16 protein-coding genes are annotated in these 16274 nt (G+C 70.0%); 5 read left to right on the top strand and 11 right to left on the bottom strand.

Annotated features, from left to right (window positions below; genetic code table 11):
• Positions 1-72: 72 nt before the first annotated feature.
• Positions 73-444 carry a hypothetical protein gene (locus ACN28I_RS29910; RefSeq protein WP_420945330.1) on the bottom strand — a complete coding sequence of 124 codons (372 nt, stop codon included), beginning with the start codon at positions 442-444 and terminating at the stop codon, positions 73-75.
• Between the two features lie 149 nt (positions 445-593).
• Between ACN28I_RS29910 and ACN28I_RS29915 the strand changes: the two genes are divergently transcribed.
• Both ACN28I_RS29915 and ACN28I_RS29920 read left to right on the top strand, forming a co-directional pair.
• Positions 594-2180: a CapA family protein gene (locus ACN28I_RS29915; RefSeq protein WP_420945331.1), complete on the top strand. Its 1587-nt coding sequence runs from the start codon at positions 594-596 to the stop codon at positions 2178-2180.
• Between the two features lie 299 nt (positions 2181-2479).
• Positions 2480-3763: an MFS transporter gene (locus tag ACN28I_RS29920; protein ID WP_420945332.1), complete on the top strand. Its 1284-nt coding sequence runs from the start codon at positions 2480-2482 to the stop codon at positions 3761-3763.
• A 63-nt stretch (positions 3764-3826) separates the two neighbouring features.
• Here ACN28I_RS29920 and ACN28I_RS29925 read toward each other — a convergent pair whose 3' ends face one another.
• The 5 genes from ACN28I_RS29925 to ACN28I_RS29945 all read right to left on the bottom strand — a co-directional run bounded on the left by ACN28I_RS29925 (position 3827) and on the right by ACN28I_RS29945 (position 7859).
• Positions 3827-4999 carry a hypothetical protein gene (locus ACN28I_RS29925; RefSeq protein ID WP_420945333.1) on the bottom strand — a complete coding sequence of 391 codons (1173 nt, stop codon included), beginning with the start codon at positions 4997-4999 and terminating at the stop codon, positions 3827-3829.
• A gap of 271 nt (positions 5000-5270) precedes the next feature.
• Positions 5271-5747 (bottom strand): hypothetical protein, encoded by a 477-nt coding sequence (locus ACN28I_RS29930; protein WP_420945334.1) that lies wholly within the window; start codon positions 5745-5747, stop codon positions 5271-5273.
• A gap of 244 nt (positions 5748-5991) precedes the next feature.
• Positions 5992-6363 carry a hypothetical protein gene (locus ACN28I_RS29935; protein ID WP_420945335.1) on the bottom strand — a complete coding sequence of 124 codons (372 nt, stop codon included), beginning with the start codon at positions 6361-6363 and terminating at the stop codon, positions 5992-5994.
• Positions 6364-6518: 155 nt separating this feature from the next.
• A complete protein-coding gene (locus tag ACN28I_RS29940) occupies positions 6519-7340 on the bottom strand; it encodes an acyl-CoA thioesterase (RefSeq protein ID WP_420945336.1) in 822 nt (273 codons plus the stop codon).
• A gap of 303 nt (positions 7341-7643) precedes the next feature.
• The gene (locus tag ACN28I_RS29945) at positions 7644-7859 is read right to left on the bottom strand and encodes a hypothetical protein (protein ID WP_420945337.1); all 216 of its coding nucleotides are present in this window, start codon (positions 7857-7859) and stop codon (positions 7644-7646) included.
• Between the two features lie 220 nt (positions 7860-8079).
• Between ACN28I_RS29945 and ACN28I_RS29950 the strand changes: the two genes are divergently transcribed.
• Together ACN28I_RS29950 and ACN28I_RS29955 are read left to right on the top strand one after the other, a co-directional pair.
• Positions 8080-8907 (top strand): YciC family protein, encoded by an 828-nt coding sequence (locus ACN28I_RS29950; protein ID WP_420945338.1) that lies wholly within the window; start codon positions 8080-8082, stop codon positions 8905-8907.
• Between the two features lie 3 nt (positions 8908-8910).
• Positions 8911-9486, top strand: coding sequence for a 3-keto-disaccharide hydrolase (locus ACN28I_RS29955; protein ID WP_420945339.1), 576 nt, complete (start codon positions 8911-8913; stop codon positions 9484-9486).
• Between the two features lie 111 nt (positions 9487-9597).
• Here ACN28I_RS29955 and ACN28I_RS29960 read toward each other — a convergent pair whose 3' ends face one another.
• Positions 9598-10401 carry a DUF4190 domain-containing protein gene (locus ACN28I_RS29960; protein ID WP_420945340.1) on the bottom strand — a complete coding sequence of 268 codons (804 nt, stop codon included), beginning with the start codon at positions 10399-10401 and terminating at the stop codon, positions 9598-9600.
• Between the two features lie 158 nt (positions 10402-10559).
• Between ACN28I_RS29960 and ACN28I_RS29965 the strand changes: the two genes are divergently transcribed.
• A complete protein-coding gene (locus tag ACN28I_RS29965; protein ID WP_420945341.1) occupies positions 10560-10853 on the top strand; it encodes a hypothetical protein in 294 nt (97 codons plus the stop codon).
• A gap of 178 nt (positions 10854-11031) precedes the next feature.
• On the opposite strand, the gene ACN28I_RS29970 is transcribed toward ACN28I_RS29965, so the two are convergent.
• The 4 genes from ACN28I_RS29970 to ACN28I_RS29985 form a co-directional block, all read right to left on the bottom strand.
• Complete coding sequence (locus ACN28I_RS29970) at positions 11032-12528, bottom strand: M16 family metallopeptidase (RefSeq protein ID WP_420945342.1); 1497 nt, start codon at positions 12526-12528, stop codon at positions 11032-11034.
• Positions 12528-13937 (bottom strand): M16 family metallopeptidase, encoded by a 1410-nt coding sequence (locus ACN28I_RS29975; protein ID WP_420945343.1) that lies wholly within the window; start codon positions 13935-13937, stop codon positions 12528-12530. The genes ACN28I_RS29970 and ACN28I_RS29975 overlap by 1 nt, the downstream gene beginning before the upstream one ends.
• 150 nt (positions 13938-14087) lie before the next feature.
• Positions 14088-15422, bottom strand: a complete 1335-nt coding sequence (locus ACN28I_RS29980) for a sensor histidine kinase (protein ID WP_420945344.1) — start codon at positions 15420-15422, stop codon at positions 14088-14090.
• 75 nt (positions 15423-15497) lie between these two features.
• Positions 15498-16220: a class I SAM-dependent methyltransferase gene (locus ACN28I_RS29985; RefSeq protein ID WP_420945345.1), complete on the bottom strand. Its 723-nt coding sequence runs from the start codon at positions 16218-16220 to the stop codon at positions 15498-15500.
• Positions 16221-16274 lie beyond the last annotated feature (54 nt).

The following is a 16274-nucleotide window of genomic DNA, read 5'->3' on the forward strand; positions in this document are numbered from 1 at the left end:
GGCGGGGGTGCCCTCCGGACGCGCGGCGTCCCAACTGGTCCGATTGTTGGACCAGTTGCTCCCGAGCGCGGCTCAGTCCGGCAGCGTGAGCGTCACGCTCCGGCCCTGCACGTGGCACTCGTCTTCCTCCACCGAGACCGATTGCCGCGCGGTGCGCTGGCCATCCGCGCTCGTGGCCGTGAGGACGTAGTCGCCCGCCTGCTCGTACCCCGTCACCCACGTCTCGCAGTTGCCCTGCGCCTGCTCGCTGCCATTGCACAGCGCCTGCTGCTCGGGGCCTCCATCCAGCGTGAAGGTGACGCGGGCGTCCCGCTGCACGGTGCCTCGCGCGTCCACCACCCTCACTTGCACCGAGGCCCTCGCCTCCAGCGTGCAGAAGCCCTGATTGAAGTTGCCACAGGCGGACACCACGGCGGACACGGCGAGCACGGCATGAATGCGCATGGACTCCTCCGGCGGGACAGACCGCGCCCACTATAGGACGCTTGCCTCCTCTCCCCCGAGCCCGCCCGGCCGCCCGGCCGTCGAGCGCCGGACTCCCCGCGACGCATTTCTCGGGGAGCCGCCCCGGCGCCTTTAAGATGCGCCCCCTCATGCGCTCCCGCTCTCTTGTGCTCTCCGTGCTCGCGCTCTCCGCCCTCGGCGGCTGCGCGACCGCTCGCGGCCCCTCCGTCGCCGAGTCCGAGTCCGTCTCCCTCTCCCAGCCCGCCGAGGAGGGCTCCGCTGGCAGTGCCTCCGCTTCCGCGGCGGATCCGGCTCCCGTGGCGGCTCCTGCTCCGGCTCCCGCGGTGGCTCCGGCTCCCGCTCCCGCTCCCGCTCCCGCCGCCACGGCCGAAGTCCCTCACCCCGGCCCTCTCCCAGAGGGAGAGGGAGCGTCCGCGGACTCGCTCTACGCTCGCGGTGTCGAGGCCCTCAAGGCCAAGGACGCCCCCGCCGCCATCGCCGCCTTCTCCGCCTGCACCCGCGCCGCTCCCTCCCGCATCGACTGCCACTGGGAACTCGGCTGGGCCTACTCCCTCCTCAACCGCTGGTCCGACGCCCTCACCGAGTGGACCTCCGTCCAGAAGCTCGACCCCAGCTACCCCGACCTCGAGGACGCCCTCACCCAGGCCCGTGGCCAGTCCTCCCTCCAGCAGAAGCTCGCTTCCGCTGACTCGAAGTCCGCTCCCCGCGCCGCTCCTCCCAAGGACGCCCGCGTCCGCATCCGCGCCGTCGGCGACGTGATGCTCGGCACCGACTTCCCCGAGGGGCTCCTCCCCCCGGATGACGGCGCCTCCAGCCTCTCCTCCGTCTACGGCCTCCTGCGCGATGCGGACCTCACCTTCATCAACCTCGAGGGCCCCCTCTGCGACAACGGCGAGACCAAGAAGTGCCGCAAGGGCGGCAACTGCTACGCCTTCCGCACCCCCACCCGCTACGGCAAGTACCTCAAGGAGGCCGGTGTCGACCTCGCCTCCACCGCCAACAACCACTCCGGTGACTTCGGCGAGCTATGCCGCCGCGAGACCGAGGCCACCCTCGACTCCCTCGGCATCCCCTGGAGCGGCCCCCCCGGCTCCATCGCCACCGTCGAGCGCAATGGCCTGCGCATCGGCATGGTCGCCTTCCACACCTCGCCCGCCTGCAACCACCTCAACAACACCGCCACCGCCACCGCGCTCGTGCGCCAGGCCCGGCAGAGCCACGACCTCGTCCTCGTCTCCTTCCACGGCGGCGCCAAGGGCGGCAAGGCCCTCAACATCCCCAAGGGCCGGGAGATCTTCTACGGCGAGGACCGCGGTGACTTGCGTCTCTTCACCCACGCCGTCATCGACGCCGGCGCCGACCTCGTCCTCGGCCACGGGCCCCACGTCGTGCGCGCCATGGAGTTCTACAAGGACCGCCTCATCGTCTACTCCATGGGCAACTTCGCCACCTACGGCTCCTTCAACCTCAAGGGCCCCCAGGGACTCGGCATGGTCGTCGATGTGGAGCTCGACTCCCAGGGCCGCTTCCGCTCCGGCCGCATCCTCCCCACGAAGCAGGAGGGCAGGGGCATCCCCGTTCCTGACGCCTCGGGCGAGGTCATTCCCCTGGTTCGCCGCCTGACCTCCGAGGACTTCCCCGAGACCGGCGCCGTCATCGGCACCGATGGCTCCATCTCCTCGCGCAAGGGGCCCATCGCCACGGGCGCGCAGTAGGGTCCGCGCTGGGGGTCCGCCGGGTAGGAGCACCGGGACGGGCACCCTCACCCCGACCCTCTCCCGAGGGGAGAGGGAGTTCTGTGTTCGTCCGAGCGTCCGGGGTTTTCTCCCCGGGCGCTCTCGTTTTTTCCGGCCGGCCCCGGTGGGCCCCATTTCTTGTTTGTGTTCATATGACTTCGCCGTCACTGAAGGCTTGCCGGGTGTCTGCCAAGCCAGTTGGCGAGCATGCAATTGGTTTCGTGTGCGCAGGTGCCCACCGGGCACACGTCACCCAGGTGCGTTACAAGGGAAGCGCCGTGACTGCCCTCCACTTGTCGCGCTTCTCCTCGCTCCGTGCTTTCGGGCATCGGAACTTCGTCCACGTCTGGTCTGGCGCGCTCGTCTCCAACATCGGCACGTGGATGGAGATCCTCGCGCTGGGTGTCTTCGTCACCACCGTGACGGGCCGAGCCGAGGCCACCGGTGGGATCGCCGCCCTCACCTATATCCCCGCCCTCGTGCTGTCTCCCGTCGCCGGGGCGCTCGCGGACCGCTTCGACCGGCGCACCTATGTCGCCGTGGGCACCCTGCTGCACGCGCTGCTGGCCGGCATCCTCACGGTGCTCGCCTTCACCGGCCACCTCACCGTGCCCGCCGTCGCCGTCATCTCCTTCCTCAACGGCTGCGTCAGCGCCCTCACCAACCCCGCCTTCACCGCCCTCGTCTCCGAGATCGTCCCTCCCGAGGACCTGCACAGCGCCGTCAGCCTCAACTCGGCGCAGTTCAACCTGGGCCGCATCACCGGTCCGGCGCTCGCCGCCGTGGTGCTCTCCACCCATGGCATCGCCTGGGCCCTGCTCGTCAACACCCTGTCCTTCATCGCCGTGCTCGTCGCCCTCTCGCGCGTGCGCCCCTCGGCCAAGGCCAGCACCTTGTCCCAGGATGAGCTCTGGCCCGGCATCGTCCGCGGCGCCCGCGTGGCCCGCGAGGACGCCGGCATCTTCCTCGCGATGATGGGCACCCTGACGATGTGCACCCTCGTGGCCCCCTTCATCGGCCTGGTGCCCGTGTACGCCATCCGCGTCTTCCACCAGGGCGCCGCCGCCACCTCCCTGCTCGTCACCGCCCAGGGTGTCGGCGCGGTGATTGCCGCCGTCGTGCTCGGCCCCCTCGTGGCGAGGTTCGGCCGTCAGCGCGTGCTCGAGGGGTGTCTGCTCTTCATCGGCCCCGTGGCCGCCCTCTACTGGCTGGCCCCCACCCTCCACCTCGCCGCGCTCGCCATGGTGGGCCTGGGCTGGCTCTACATGGCCACCCTCACCGGCCTCAACACCCTGTGCCAGCTGCGCGTCCCCCGCGAGCTGCAGGCCCGCATCCACAGCCTCTACAGCATGATGCTCGGCGTCGGGTACGCCGCCGGGGTGTGGGCCCAGGGCGCCCTCGCCGACCGCGTCGGCGTGCGCTTCGTCACCGCGAGCTGCGCCGTGCTCTTCCTCGCCCTCGTCCTCACCCTGCGCCTGCTGCGCCCCCGCGCCTTCGACGCCACCGAGGCTCCTTCCAAGCTCGTCCCCGCCGTGAGCCCCGGCAGCTCCGGCGACTTCTAGTCCGCTGGTGGCCCCGTCAGGAGGCGCGCCCCCCACTCCCGGGCGCGCCCTCCTGCGAGCGTGCTACGGATTCATCCGCGTCAGCTCGATCTTCCCAATCTGGAAATCGTCCAGGCTGTTGGTGCCGTTACCGCCGGTGCTGTCTCGGCTGTAGATCTCGATGGTGTTCGTCCCCTGCAGGAACTGACTGCTCTCGACGAGGAGCGACACGCCCAGCCAGGACGCGGCATCCTGCATCGGCAGCGAGCGCGGACCGTGGCCATTGATGATCACCCGGTTCCGGTTGATGTCCACGTCGAACACCTGGAAGTCCAGCTTCACCATGGGCCCGCGAGGCACCTCGGGCAGGTTGAAGCTCAGCGTCAGCTTGTTGCTGGACGGCGACGGCTGCTCCCAGCCCGCCACGGTGGTGTCTCCCAGGTGCACCACCTGATCGTGCAGCGTCAGCTTGCTGGACGGAACGTGCACCACCTGCAGCGTGCTTTCTCCTCCCGTGTACCGCACGCTCACCGCGTACCAGATATCCCCCACCTGGCTCGTCTGCGTATCCAGGAAGGCCGTCTCGAGGTCCGTCACGGTCCAGTTCGGCGTGCTGTCGAAGCGCAAGCCGTTCGTGCTCCGGCGGATGTTGTAGCCGAGCACGCCCGAGCCCGTCATGCGCGTCCACAACAGCCGCACGCCATTGCCCGTGACCGTGTGCGACAGCCCCGTCACCGGAGGCAGCGAGCCGTTCACCGACGACTGCAACGAGGTCACCGACTCGATGTCCGAGCCCGGCGTGGTGGAGTTGCTCGTCGCCGTGGACAGATCCTCGATGCGCACATACCGCGCCGAGGACAGCCCCGTCCCCGCGATGTCCAGCAGGCTGAACGCCGAGCCGGTACCGACCTCCACGAAGCTGGCCGGGTCCGTGCTATCGGAGATGAGCACGCGGTACAGCTCGTCGACTCCTCCCGTCGCGCTGCCCTGCTCGCGGATCTCCAGGTCCGGTCCGCTCCCGTTCACGATGGGCGTATCCCCCATGTCCAGCACCACGGAGGCGCCCGGGCCACCCATCGCCAGGAACCTGCTGTCCGGCGCCCCCAGCACATCCAACGGGTTCGCGTTGTTGTTGCCCACGTTTCCCGTCAGCACCACGGAACTGATCACCTGCTTGGCATAGGGCTCCGCCGCCCGCGCCTGTCCCGCCACTCCCAGCAACAGCGCCAGTCCCGTGGCTGCTCTCATTCCCTTCATCTGTCGTTGCTCCTTCGCGTCAAGCGAGGCCCACCGGTGGGTCATCGTCGATGAACCGGAGGGAAGGGCCTCGATGTGTGTGGGTAATCCGGTGTTCCCCCCGCGGCCCGTGCGCCTCTCGGGGGGCACGGCTGCCGCTGGGACACTCCATACCCCCACGCTCTGACACTCGAGGTGGAACACGGGGGCGGACACCCTCACCCCGACCCTCTCCCGAGGGGAGAGGGAGGGGATTTTGGGCGGTGCTGCTGGGACCGCGGGGCGACGCGGACTACTTCGACTCCACCGTGAGGACCATCCACCGGTCCGTCGAGTGGTCGATGCGCACGTTGTTCGCGCCCGAGTCCTGCAACTGGATCAGCACCTTCTCCAGGAACTGGAGCTGCTCCTGCGTCGCGTCCACGAACACGTTCTTCGTGCCCACGCCCTTCGCCTTCGGCTTCTTCGCCGCCGACGGAGCCCCCGCGCCGTTCGTCAGATCCGGCGCCGCCGCCACCACCCGCTGCTTCGTCTCCTCCACCGGCGTCTCCTCGGCCTCGCTCACGTTCTCCTCGGCCTTCTCCTCGTTCTCCGCATCCCGCAGCGCCTGCTCGCGCAGCTCGTTGAACGTCTTCGCGTTCAGCGAGGCCCCGAACTTGTCCTTGTAGGCGTCCATCGCCTCGTTGCGGCTGATGTCCGGCTGGTTGCGGAAGAGGTCGAGCAGGAACGCGTGGCGCTCCTGCGCCTGGTCCTGGGAAATGCGTGCCATCGTTGATGTCCTCGGTTTGCTGCGTACTGCGGAACTGCCGAACGCAGGGGCGGCGCAAACTACCCGAGCCCCGCGTGGAGCGGAAGTGGCCCCCAGCGAACCCCCGCCTCCTACCTCCCGTGAGAATCCCCGCCGGCGCCGTCCCACCGCGGGGACTCCCGCATGAAGAAAGGGCCGGCCCCCTTTCCGGAGGACCGGCCCCTCGTGCGTCAGCGCCCCGCTACCTCCGAGGCCCCGCGCGCAACTACTTGCAGACCTCGCCGCACACGGCCGGGCGCTTCGCCGTGTCGTTGAAGTCCGCGCACGCCTGCGCCTTGATGGCATCCGAGCACTCCGACGCCTTGCCCAGGTCGTACTCCATCGTGGTGTTGGCGCAGAGCTGGTTGAACTCCTTCTTCTCCGAGCACTTGTTGGCGGCGATCACCTTGCTCTCACACTCGGCCACGTTGGTGCCGTAGCTCTGCTGGAACGTGCTGTTGCTCTTCAGCGCGTCCGAGGCGCACTCGTAGAGCTTGGCGCAGGTGGTCTGCGCGCCCGTCTCGCACACCGACTGCGGCGTGGCACAGCCCACGAACAGGGAGAGCGCGGCACCGCTGAGGAGGATGAACTGACGCATGGGGTTGCTCCTGGGGGACTTCGGGGAAGTGGCGCCGTGTTAGCACTCGCAGTGAGTTCAGGCGAACTTCCAACCCATACAAGAAAGTCTTACGCCTCGCGTCAATTCAGCCCGGCGGCAGTCTTTCCCAGACAGGGGAAGAATCACGGGCCGTTTCACCGGTTGGCGGGGAATACCGCTGCCATCTGACGCAGCTGGGCGAGCAGCCTCCCGTCCCGGCTCCACAGCTCCGCGAGGTCATCCGCGTAGCCGTGCGCGGCGTGACGGGAGTGGCCGGTGCGCAGGTAGAAGGCGTCCGGCGCGGCCTCGAGCGGCAGCGGCGCGTAGAAGTGCGCCGTGTAGTCCATGGTGGCGCCGTTGCAGAAGCCCTCCACCCGGGCGAAGGCCGCGGGGGGAAAGGCATCCAGCAGCCCCACCACCAGCGGTGCATCGAGCGGCGCCGGGACGCGCGGGCGAATCCATCCCCCCACGCGCGCCTCGGCGGCTCCCGAGTAGGGCACGGCGCCCACGCACCAGCGGTAGTCGAACTGCGCGCCGAAGGTGGGCAGCATCGCGTCGGGTACCTGGGGGACGTCGTCCGGGGGCGGCACCTGCGGCGGGCGCGCGTCCGTGTAGACGAGCGGCGTCTCGCGCGAGGTGGCGAAGGTGGCGCTCGCCAGGCACGTCACCTGCCCCGCCTGCTCCATCCGCGCCGACAGGTGCGTCACCTGGCGCCCGGCGCGCTCCGTGCGCACCACGAGCGAGGCCTCGCCCTCGGTGACGGGCGCGCAGAAGTGCACGGTGAGCGAGCGCGGTGCGCGGGCCGGCTCGTTCAGCTCGCGCATCATCGAGCGCAGCAGCGCCCCGCCGAGCATCCCGCCATAGGCCCCGCGGCCCTGGAACCACTCGGGGCGGATGGCGCCCTGGTAGCGCCCCTCCCCGAGCGCTTTCCAGGTGGTGGCGGTGACGAAGGGGGACTCGGAGGTGTTCGCGGACATGGCCGCACCCTAACGAAGGCCCGCGAGCAGGGCCACGCCCGGACGACGTGCTCGTCCTCCTCCAGCAGCGCGCAGACCGAGCGCCATGCATCGAGCGCCGCGAGGGCCTCTGCGAGGGTGAAGGTGCGGCCGGACACGGGTTGCCGCGTCAGGACGACCATGAACTCGCGGCACACCTGGGGACTGATGCAGGTCGGAGTCTGGCTCGCCCCCAGCGTGGCGAGGTAGCCCCTGGCCGCCAGAGAGCCCGGATGCTGACCGACCGATGCGGCAACCAGCAGGCTCGTGTCGAGGAAGACGGGATCAGCGGCCATCGTCGCCATACAGCTCTTCGCGGCTCAGCGAGCCGCCGGTCCACGCGGTGCCGCCTTCGAGCACGGGAGGCTCGAAGCCCTGCGGCAGCGGGCGGAACTTCCGCTGTTGGCGCTCGACCTCGGCCATGACCTGGGCGCGCTCCTCGGGCGTCAGCTCCGCGAGTTCCCGTGCGAGCCGGGAGAGGTCTTCAGGTTTACGGGCCATGGCGAAAATGTACGTCCTACCCCTGACATCGGCCAGACCCCGGGAGGAATCCAAGCCCCGGCAACGCCCCGTTCCGTTCGTCGTCCAGGTGAACGAATGCCCTCCCTGTCTGCCGTGAATCCGACGCGGGGAGTGTCCTTCACTCCTCCCTCCCGTCGTTTGTCGTTACCTCCGGCCCCCGTTGCTTCAGGGTACGGCAACGCCAGACGGGGGGGCTTCCATGCAGTCACTTTCAGCCGCGTGCGCGGTCCATCCGGATATCGGAGCGGTCTTCACCTGCGAGCGCTGTGGGGCCTTCGGCTGTGAGGACTGCCGGGGCGCCTCCTCGTCCACCTTCTGTCAGGCCTGCGTCCAACGGGTGGCTCCCGCCGGCAGTCTCTCCGCGGGCGTGCTCCTCCAGGACTCCTTCTCCCTGCTGGGCCGCAACCTCTCGGGCGTGGGCCTCCTCCTGGGCTTCAACCTCCTCGCCGCGTACCTGGGCTCCTTCATCCAGAACCCCGAAGCGAACGCGCTCCTGGTCAACCTGTTCTTCGGTTGTCTCTCGTCGCTCTCCATGGCGGCCTTCCTCTCCTGGACCGCCGACGGGCTCCTCCAGCAGACCGGCCGCTCCCTGCTCTCGTCGCTCCAGCATGGCCTGTTCCGCTTCTTCCCCCTCCTCCTGATGAGCGTCATCTTCGGCGTCGTCGTGGCCACCGGGATGTTGTTCCTCATCGTCCCGGGCATCTACCTCGCCCTCTGCATGTCCCTCGCCCCCTCCCTCGTCGTGCTCGAGGGGCTCGGTCCCTTTCAATCCCTCCACCACTCGTACCGGCTCACCCAGGGACACCGGTGGACCCTGCTGGCCGTCTTCGGGGTCATGGTCCTCCTGCATGCCGGGGTGATGCTGCTCGGCCGGTTCTACCTGACGCTCCTCCCGGAGCTGGGCCTCTCCCCCTGGATGTGGACGGGCCTCCTCCTGACCGGGCAGGCCTTCAGCTCGGCCCTCTTCTACGGCACCGTCGTGCTCGCCTGGATGCGCATCACCGGGCGTGTTCCGGTGTCCACCTGACCCATGAGGCTCATGGACTCCTTCGACACCCTGTCCTTCGACACTCCCGGCGCCTGGGCCATGGCGGGCGAGGGCCGCTTCGTTCCCGTGGGCCCCGGCCTCCTCGAATCCGAGGGCGGCTCCGGTCTCCTCTGGTACACCCCCTCCGAGTTCTCCGACTTCCGCCTCCAGGTGGACTGGCTCGCCCACTCCATCGAGGACAACTCGGGCGTCTTCTTCCGCTTCCCCACCGCCGAGCTCGCGCGCAAGCAGCCCGACTGGAAGGCCGGTTTCGAGGTGCAGATCGACGACCGCGGCGTGGACCCCGAGCACGGCACGATGGGCAGCTCCCCGCACCTCACCGGCGCCCTCTACACGCTCGCCCCCGCGCTCCAACTGGCCTCCCGTCCCCTGGGCGAGTGGAACACCTTCGACATCCTCGCCCGGGGGCTGGAGCTGCGCGTCGTGCTCAATGGCGTCGAGGTGTGCGCCTTCACCGCGCCCACGCACAAGCCCCGCTCCGGACGCATCGGTTTGCAGACCCACCACGAGGGCTCGCGCGTCCGCTTCCGCGCTCCCCGCATCCAGCGGCTCGTGTAGCCCCGTCCCGCCAGGCCCGCGGCTTCGCCAGGTGCTCCTCCAGCGTGTCCAGGTTCTGCTTCCCGCCCTCGACGGCTCCGAACTTCTTCACCGCCTCGAACGCCGCGGCCGTCACGGCAGCGGCGACAGTCCCAGGGACAGGCGCCACAGCAGGACGACCGCCCAGAACACCAGGCCGATTCCTCCGAGCACCACTCCCGCGAGGGCGTGGTTCCCCTTGCCGATGGGGGGCCTCGCCTCGGGGTTCACCCGGTGCAGGCCCAGGAGGCCCAGCACCATCGCCACCGGCGCCGCCACGGGCAGCACCAGCCCGGCCACTCCGCACACCAGGGCGTGGCGCGCGAGCGGGTTGTTCTCCCGCGCGTCCCACAGCCGCGCGAGGCGCTCGCGGTCCACCTCGAGCTGGAAGTAGAGCCGCACCCGCGTGCTGGCGTACAGCCACAGCGCCAGCCCCATCGCCGGTACCAGCGGCACCAGCACCCAGAGGTCCCTCTCCGTCAGCAGCATGACGCCCAGCCACAGGGGCAGCAGCAGCAGCAGCGCCGGCCTCGCCCGCCGCACCCCGAGGAACCAGGCCACCACCACCGCCGTGTCCGCCGCTCCCACCCCCACCCAGTGCCACAGCCGCTCCATCCCCACCGCCAGCGTGAAGGTCAGGTGCAGCGGCGCGCTCGCCAGCATCAGCCACGCCCACCCGTCCCGCTTCCCCCACAGCTTCTGGCGCATCCGCTCCAGGTGGCTCACCTCGGGCAGGTGCCCGCAGGCCTCGCAGTAGGTGTGCGCTCCGTGCTGGATGGCCTCGGGCTCGCAGTAGAAGCCGCCGCAGCGCGCGCATGTGCCCACCGCCGCGCATTCCGGGTGGCGCGGGCAGGGCGGGGTGTCCGGCAGGGCCGTCGAGGGAGCGGGGGCACTCATGCGCGCAATCTCTCACGCGCCGGGCTTCTCGTGCACCGGCCAGCCGTGCGGGCGTTCGTCCCTCCCCGGGAAGCTTGGAGCGCCCCGCGTGCGCCCCACATTGAACCTCGTAGGGTCGCGCAACCCCGCGCGTCCGCATTCCATGAGGAGCCGTCAACATGGCCAACGAGAATGACAAGGGGCGGAAGTACAACCCCGTGCACCCGCGGGAGAATGAGGAAGGCAAGCCTCCCTTCGCCAAGGACCGCGTCGAGCGCGGCCTCGAGGCCGATGACACCCTCCCCCTCTACTCCGCGGACTCCATCCACGGCACCCGCGAGCAGAAGTTCGCCCTCGACAGCGATGCCGAGGTCGGCGGCTACGTCCCCGACATCCGCAGCCCCATCGACGAGGCCGATGAGGAGGTCCGCATCCTCCGCGGCCAGGAGGAGCGGGACAAGGATCAGGACTGAGACCACGGGTTTCCGCACGGGGGAGAACCCGGGGGACGGGCACCCTCACCCCGTCCCTCTCCCGGGGGGAGAGGGGTGGTTGACGCCTACCCTCACCCCGACCCTCTCCCAGAGGGAGAGGGACTGACCTGGTTGTTCACCGGGTGGGTCCCCTCTCCCTTGCCTGCTTCTTCCCCGCCTACTTCTTCGCCGGGGGCGCCACCGGAGCCCTCGGCGTCAGCTTGCCGAGCTCCAGCGGACCCACCTGCTCCTGGATGACCGCCGGGTCTCCCACCAGCACCACCTGCATCGCCGCCGGGCCCAGGTACGCCTCCGCCACCCGCTGCACCTCGGCCGGCGTCGCCTTCTCCAGCCCCACCACCGTCCGTGCGAACTCGTCCATCGGCCGGCGCAGGAAGAACAGTGTCGCCGCGCTCGCCCCCAGGCCCTCCACCGTCTCGAACTCGCCCGGAATCGCCCGGATGAGCCCCTCGCGCGCCGCCGCCAGCTCCTTCTCCGTGATGGGGCGCTCCTGAAGCCCCTTCATCTCCCCGAAGAACTCGTTGAGCGCCAGGCCCGTCACGTCCTTGCGCACCGCCGAGGAGGCCGTCAGCGGCCCCACGCCCAGCCGCGCGTCCGCGCTCGCCCCCGCCCCGTAGCTGTACCCCTTGTCCTCGCGCAGGTTCATGTTCAGCCGGCTCCCGAAGAAGCCGCCGAACACCGTCGTCGCCAGGTCCAACGCGTACTCGTCCGGGTGCCCCACCGCGATGCCCGGCCGGCCCACCACGATCATCGTCTGATCCAACCCCGGCTTGGGCACGTACACCACCTGCTGCCGGGGCGTCGCCGCGGGCGTGGGCGGCACCGGCGGCGGCATCGCATTGCCCTTCCAGTCGCCGAAGTACTTCTTCGCCAGCCCCATCGCCTCGTCCAGCGTGATGTCACCCGTCATCACCAGCGCCGCCGCCTTCGGGCCCACGCGCTTCTCGTAGAAGGCGCGCACGTCCTTCAGCGTCAGCGTGTCCACCGTCGCCGGCAGTCCGCTCACCGGGTGCCCGTACGGGTGCTCCGGGCCGAACACCGCGTCCAGGTACGCCTGCTGCGCCAGGAAGCCCGGGCTGCCCATGGCGCGCACCAGCTCGGCGAGCTGCAGCTTCTTGCGCCGGTCGAAGTCCTTCTGCGCCAGGTTCGGCTTGCGCACCACGTCCGCGAGCAGCCCCAGCGCCGTGTCCGAGTGCCGCTTCAGCACCCGCGCCCCGATGAACGCCCCGTCCGGGTTGGTGCTCACCACGGGCGACACCCCCAGGTCCTGGAAGGCCTGGTCCAACGCCGTCGTGTCCTTCCCGGCCGCGCCCTCCAGCAGCATCTTGTACGTGACGTCCGCCAGGCCCCACTTGCCCTTCGGGTCCTGCGAGCCTCCCGCCGCGAAGGCCACCCCCGCGTAGACGAGCGGCAATTCCTTGCGCGTGCTCACCAGCACGGTGAGCCCGTTGTCCAGCTTCGCCTGCTCGAACTTCGGCAGCACCAGCTCGGGCGGCTCGCCCGGCTTCGGCGGCTGCTGGCGGAAGGCGTTCGGGTCCTCCGGCGGCGGGGCCGGTGTCTCCGGCGGCTGGGGCGCCTCGGGGACGGGCTCGGGGGCCGTCTTGCAGCCGGCGGCGAGCGCCAGCACGGACAGGGCGATGAACAAGCGGCGCATCAGTGCGTCTCCTTCGCGGCGGAGAGGGGGCCCTTCTGCGCGGGCACGGCGTGCAGCACCACGCGGGCGTCGGGCTTCAGGTACTCGCGGGCGAAGTCCCGCACCCGGTCCGCCGTCACCGCGTCGTAGCGCGCCAGGTCCTCGTCGAGGTAACCCGGGTCTCCCTGGTAGTGGTTGTAGCTCTGCAGCACGTCCGCCTTGCCGCCGAAGCCGCCCACCGACTGCAGCCCCGCCAGCATCTGCGTCTCGAAGAGCGTGCGCGCCCGGTCCAGGTCCTGCTGCGTCATGCCTCCGCGGCGCACCTCCTCCAGCACCGCGTCCAGCTCCTTGGCCAGCGCGTCGCTGGACACTCCCGGCCGCGCCACCGCCTCGATGCTGAAGACGGACTGCGCCCCGAGGCTCCGCTGGCTGGCATCCACGCTCTGCGCCAGGCCCTTCTCCAGCACCAGCCGCTTGTAGAGGCGGCTGGACTTGCCCGTGGCCAGCGCGTTGGCCAGCACGTCAGCCGTGGCGTCTCCCTCGCTGAGGTACGGCGGGCTGAGCCAGGACATCACCACCAGCGGCAGCGTGCCCACCTGCTCGTCGTGGCGGATGACCTTCTCCCCCGTCAGCTTCACCGGGGCCACCTCGGGCTTCCCGGGCTTGGGGCCGCTCGGCAGCGTGCCGAAGTACTTCTCGATGAGGGCGCGCGTCTCCTTCGGCTCGAAGTCCCCCACCACCGTGAGGGTGGCGTTGGACGGCGCGTACCACTTGCGGAAGAAGCCCTTCACGTCCTCCATCGTGGCCGCGTCCAGGTCCTCCATCGAGCCGATGATCTTCCCGTGGTACGGGTGCGGCGCGGGGAAGAGCGTCTTCCAGAGCTTCTCGTGGGCGATGCCGTAGGGGCGCGTCTCCACGTTCTGGCGCCGCTCGTTCTTCACCACCTCCTGCTGGGTGCGCAGCTTCTTCTCGTCCAGCGCGTCCAGCAGGAAGCCCATCCGGTCGCTCTCCAGCCACAGCGCCGTGGCCAGGTGGTGGGTGGGCACCGTCTCGAAGTAGTTCGTCCGGTCGAAGTTCGTCGTGCCGTTCAGGTCATTCGCGCCGAGCTGCTCGAGCATCGCGATGTGCACGTCGTCCGGCACGTGCCTGGAGCCCTGGAACATCATGTGCTCGAAGAGGTGCGCGAAGCCGGTGCGGCCCGGCTGCTCGTGGTAGGCGCCCACGTGGTACCAGACATTCACGGCCACCACGGGCAGCTTCGGGTCCTGGGCCAGGATGACTTCCAGGCCATTGGGCAGCGTGTACTTCTCGTAGGGGATGGCCAGCGCCTCACGCCCCGGCCCGAGCGGCTTCGCCTCTTGCTGCTGCTGCTGGGCGAAGGCCGGGAGGCCGAAGGCGAGGACGGCGGCGGTGATGAGCGCTTTCTTCATGCGGAGCGGTTTCCTCCTCGGTGTGCGGAGGCAAACCGCTTAGCACGTGACTTGTTCCTCGCGGAGCGTGAATCCCTCGGGGAATCGGGTTCCGGGTACGGCGGTGGACAGCGGCAGCCCGGGGTGTCAGGCACCCTCACCCCGCGTTCGTCAGGCGGGCTTGTGCACCGGCAGCTCCAGGCGCAGCCGCGCCCCTCCCTCCGGCCGGTTCTCCGCCTTCAGCGTCCCCCCGAAGCGCTCCACCATCTCCCTCGAAATCGTCAGCCCCAGCCCCGTCCCCTTCTCCGGCCCCTTCGTCGTGAAGAAGGACTCGAAGAGTCTCGGCAGCACTTCCGGCGCGAAGCCCGGGCCGTTGTCCTCCACCAGCAACGTCACCCTCCCCTCCTCCGCCACCACCCCCGTCACCTTCACCTCCCCGCCCTGCACCTTCGCCTCCTCCAGTGCGTCCCCCGCGTTCACCAGCAGGTTGAGAATCACCTGCGCCAGCCTCCGCCTCGTCGCGAAGACTTCCGGCAGCTCCGCCGGTATCTCCACCTTCAGCCTCGCCACGTGCTTGAGCCGCACCGCCGCCAGCCTCGCCGCGTCCGTCACCACGTCCGCCAGCGCGCACTCGCTCGGCTCCTCCACGTCCATCCGTGAGAAGCCCTTCAGGTCCGTGACGATCTGCCGGATCCGCTCCACCCCCGAGCGCGTCTCCTCCAGCACCTCCTTCAACTCCTGCCGCGTCTCGTCCGGAAGCTGCTGCGCCAGCACCTCCGTGCGCAGGAACTCCACGTTCGAGCACACGAAGGCCAGCGGGTTGTTGATTTCATGCATCACGCTGGCCGCCAGCCGCCCCACCGTGGCCAGCTTCTCCGACTGCGCCCGGGAGTGCTCGGCCTTCGTCAGCTTCTCCATCGACTCGCGGCGCTCGCGCTCCACCCGCGCCTCGTGCTCCGCCACCTGCGCCTTGCGGAACTGCGTCGAGCCGTACACCCCGAAGAACGTCGCCGACCCCACCGTCCCCGCCCACGTCAGCGCCTTCAGCACCTCGCCCTCCGTCAGCAGCACCATCCCCAGGGCCCCCAGCGCACTCGTCACCCCGCAGAGGATGGCCAGCCTCGGCTCCTGCGGCTGGATGAGCGCCATCACCAGCGGCATCGAGGGCACCATCGCCATGTACGGGCTGTCGCTCCCACCCGTGAAGAAGACGAGCCCCAGGAAGCACACGCTCAGCAGGACGCCGTGCACGCCTCGCAGCAGCGGCAGCCACCGCACGTCCAACCGCACCAACAGCAACGTATAGGTGAAGATCTCCACCGCCCACGCCACCCGCACCAGCAGCGTCGCGAGGCTCGGGCCCTTCAGGATGAGCACGTCCAGCAGATGGAGCGCGAGGATGGTCGTGCTGAACACCCGCGCCATCCTCCACTGCCACTGCGCCTCCTCCCGCGAGAGGCGGCGGGCGCTCCTGCCCTCATCCGGGGTGGGTTGCGGTCGAGGCATGGGGGCGGCGGGACTCCAGCGGGGGGCTCCCTCCATGTTATGACGTTCCAGGTAGGGTTGCACAGCCGGGCTCCCTCACCGCCGCGTGGCGATCACCACACATAGCCCGTACCGCGCGTATGGCTCGGGCAGCACACCCCGCCGCACGTCCACGCTGAAGCCTCGCGCCTCCAGCAGCGCCCGCGCGCGCGGCAGCAGGAACGTCAGGTAGTACATGACGAAGGGCGGCTTCCACACCGCGTTGCGCACCCGCATCGCCGCGTTGAAGGCCTTCGCCATCCAGTAGCCCGGCCTCAGCCGCGAGGGCTCCTCCCCCGTCACGAACAGGAAGCGGCCTCCCGGTTTCAGCACCCGGTGGAGGGCCTCCACCAGCCGCGGCTCGTCCTCCTCGGGGATGTGGCCGAAGGCGCCGAAGCTCGTCACCAGCTCGAACTCCTCGCGCCACGGCAGCTCCAGCGCATCCCCCTGTATCCACTCCAGCGCCGCCGTCCCCGGTGCGTCCGCCAACCTCCGGCGCGCCTCGTCCAGCATGCCCTGGCTCAGGTCCACCCCCACCACCCGCTCCCGGCACAGCGGCCTCAGGTGGCGCATCGCCGCCCCCGTGCCGCAGCACACGTCCAGCGCGCTCGCCACGCTCCCGGCCGGCCCCGCCTGCTCCAGGCTCGCCTTCAGCACGTCGTCCGGCGTGCGGAAGGGCGTGTAGTCGAACTTCGGCGCGAGCAGGTCATACCCCCGCTCCACCGAGCTGAGGCCCTGCTGGACGAGCTCCACGAAGCTGGGTCCCTTGGGGTGGAACATGCGCCCACCCTGTACCCCAACCCCTCCGCAGGTGCGACCTTTCTCTCAGTGGGG

Source organism: Archangium gephyra, from assembly GCF_049060025.1.
Taxonomy (GTDB): domain Bacteria; phylum Myxococcota; class Myxococcia; order Myxococcales; family Myxococcaceae; genus Archangium; species Archangium gephyra_A.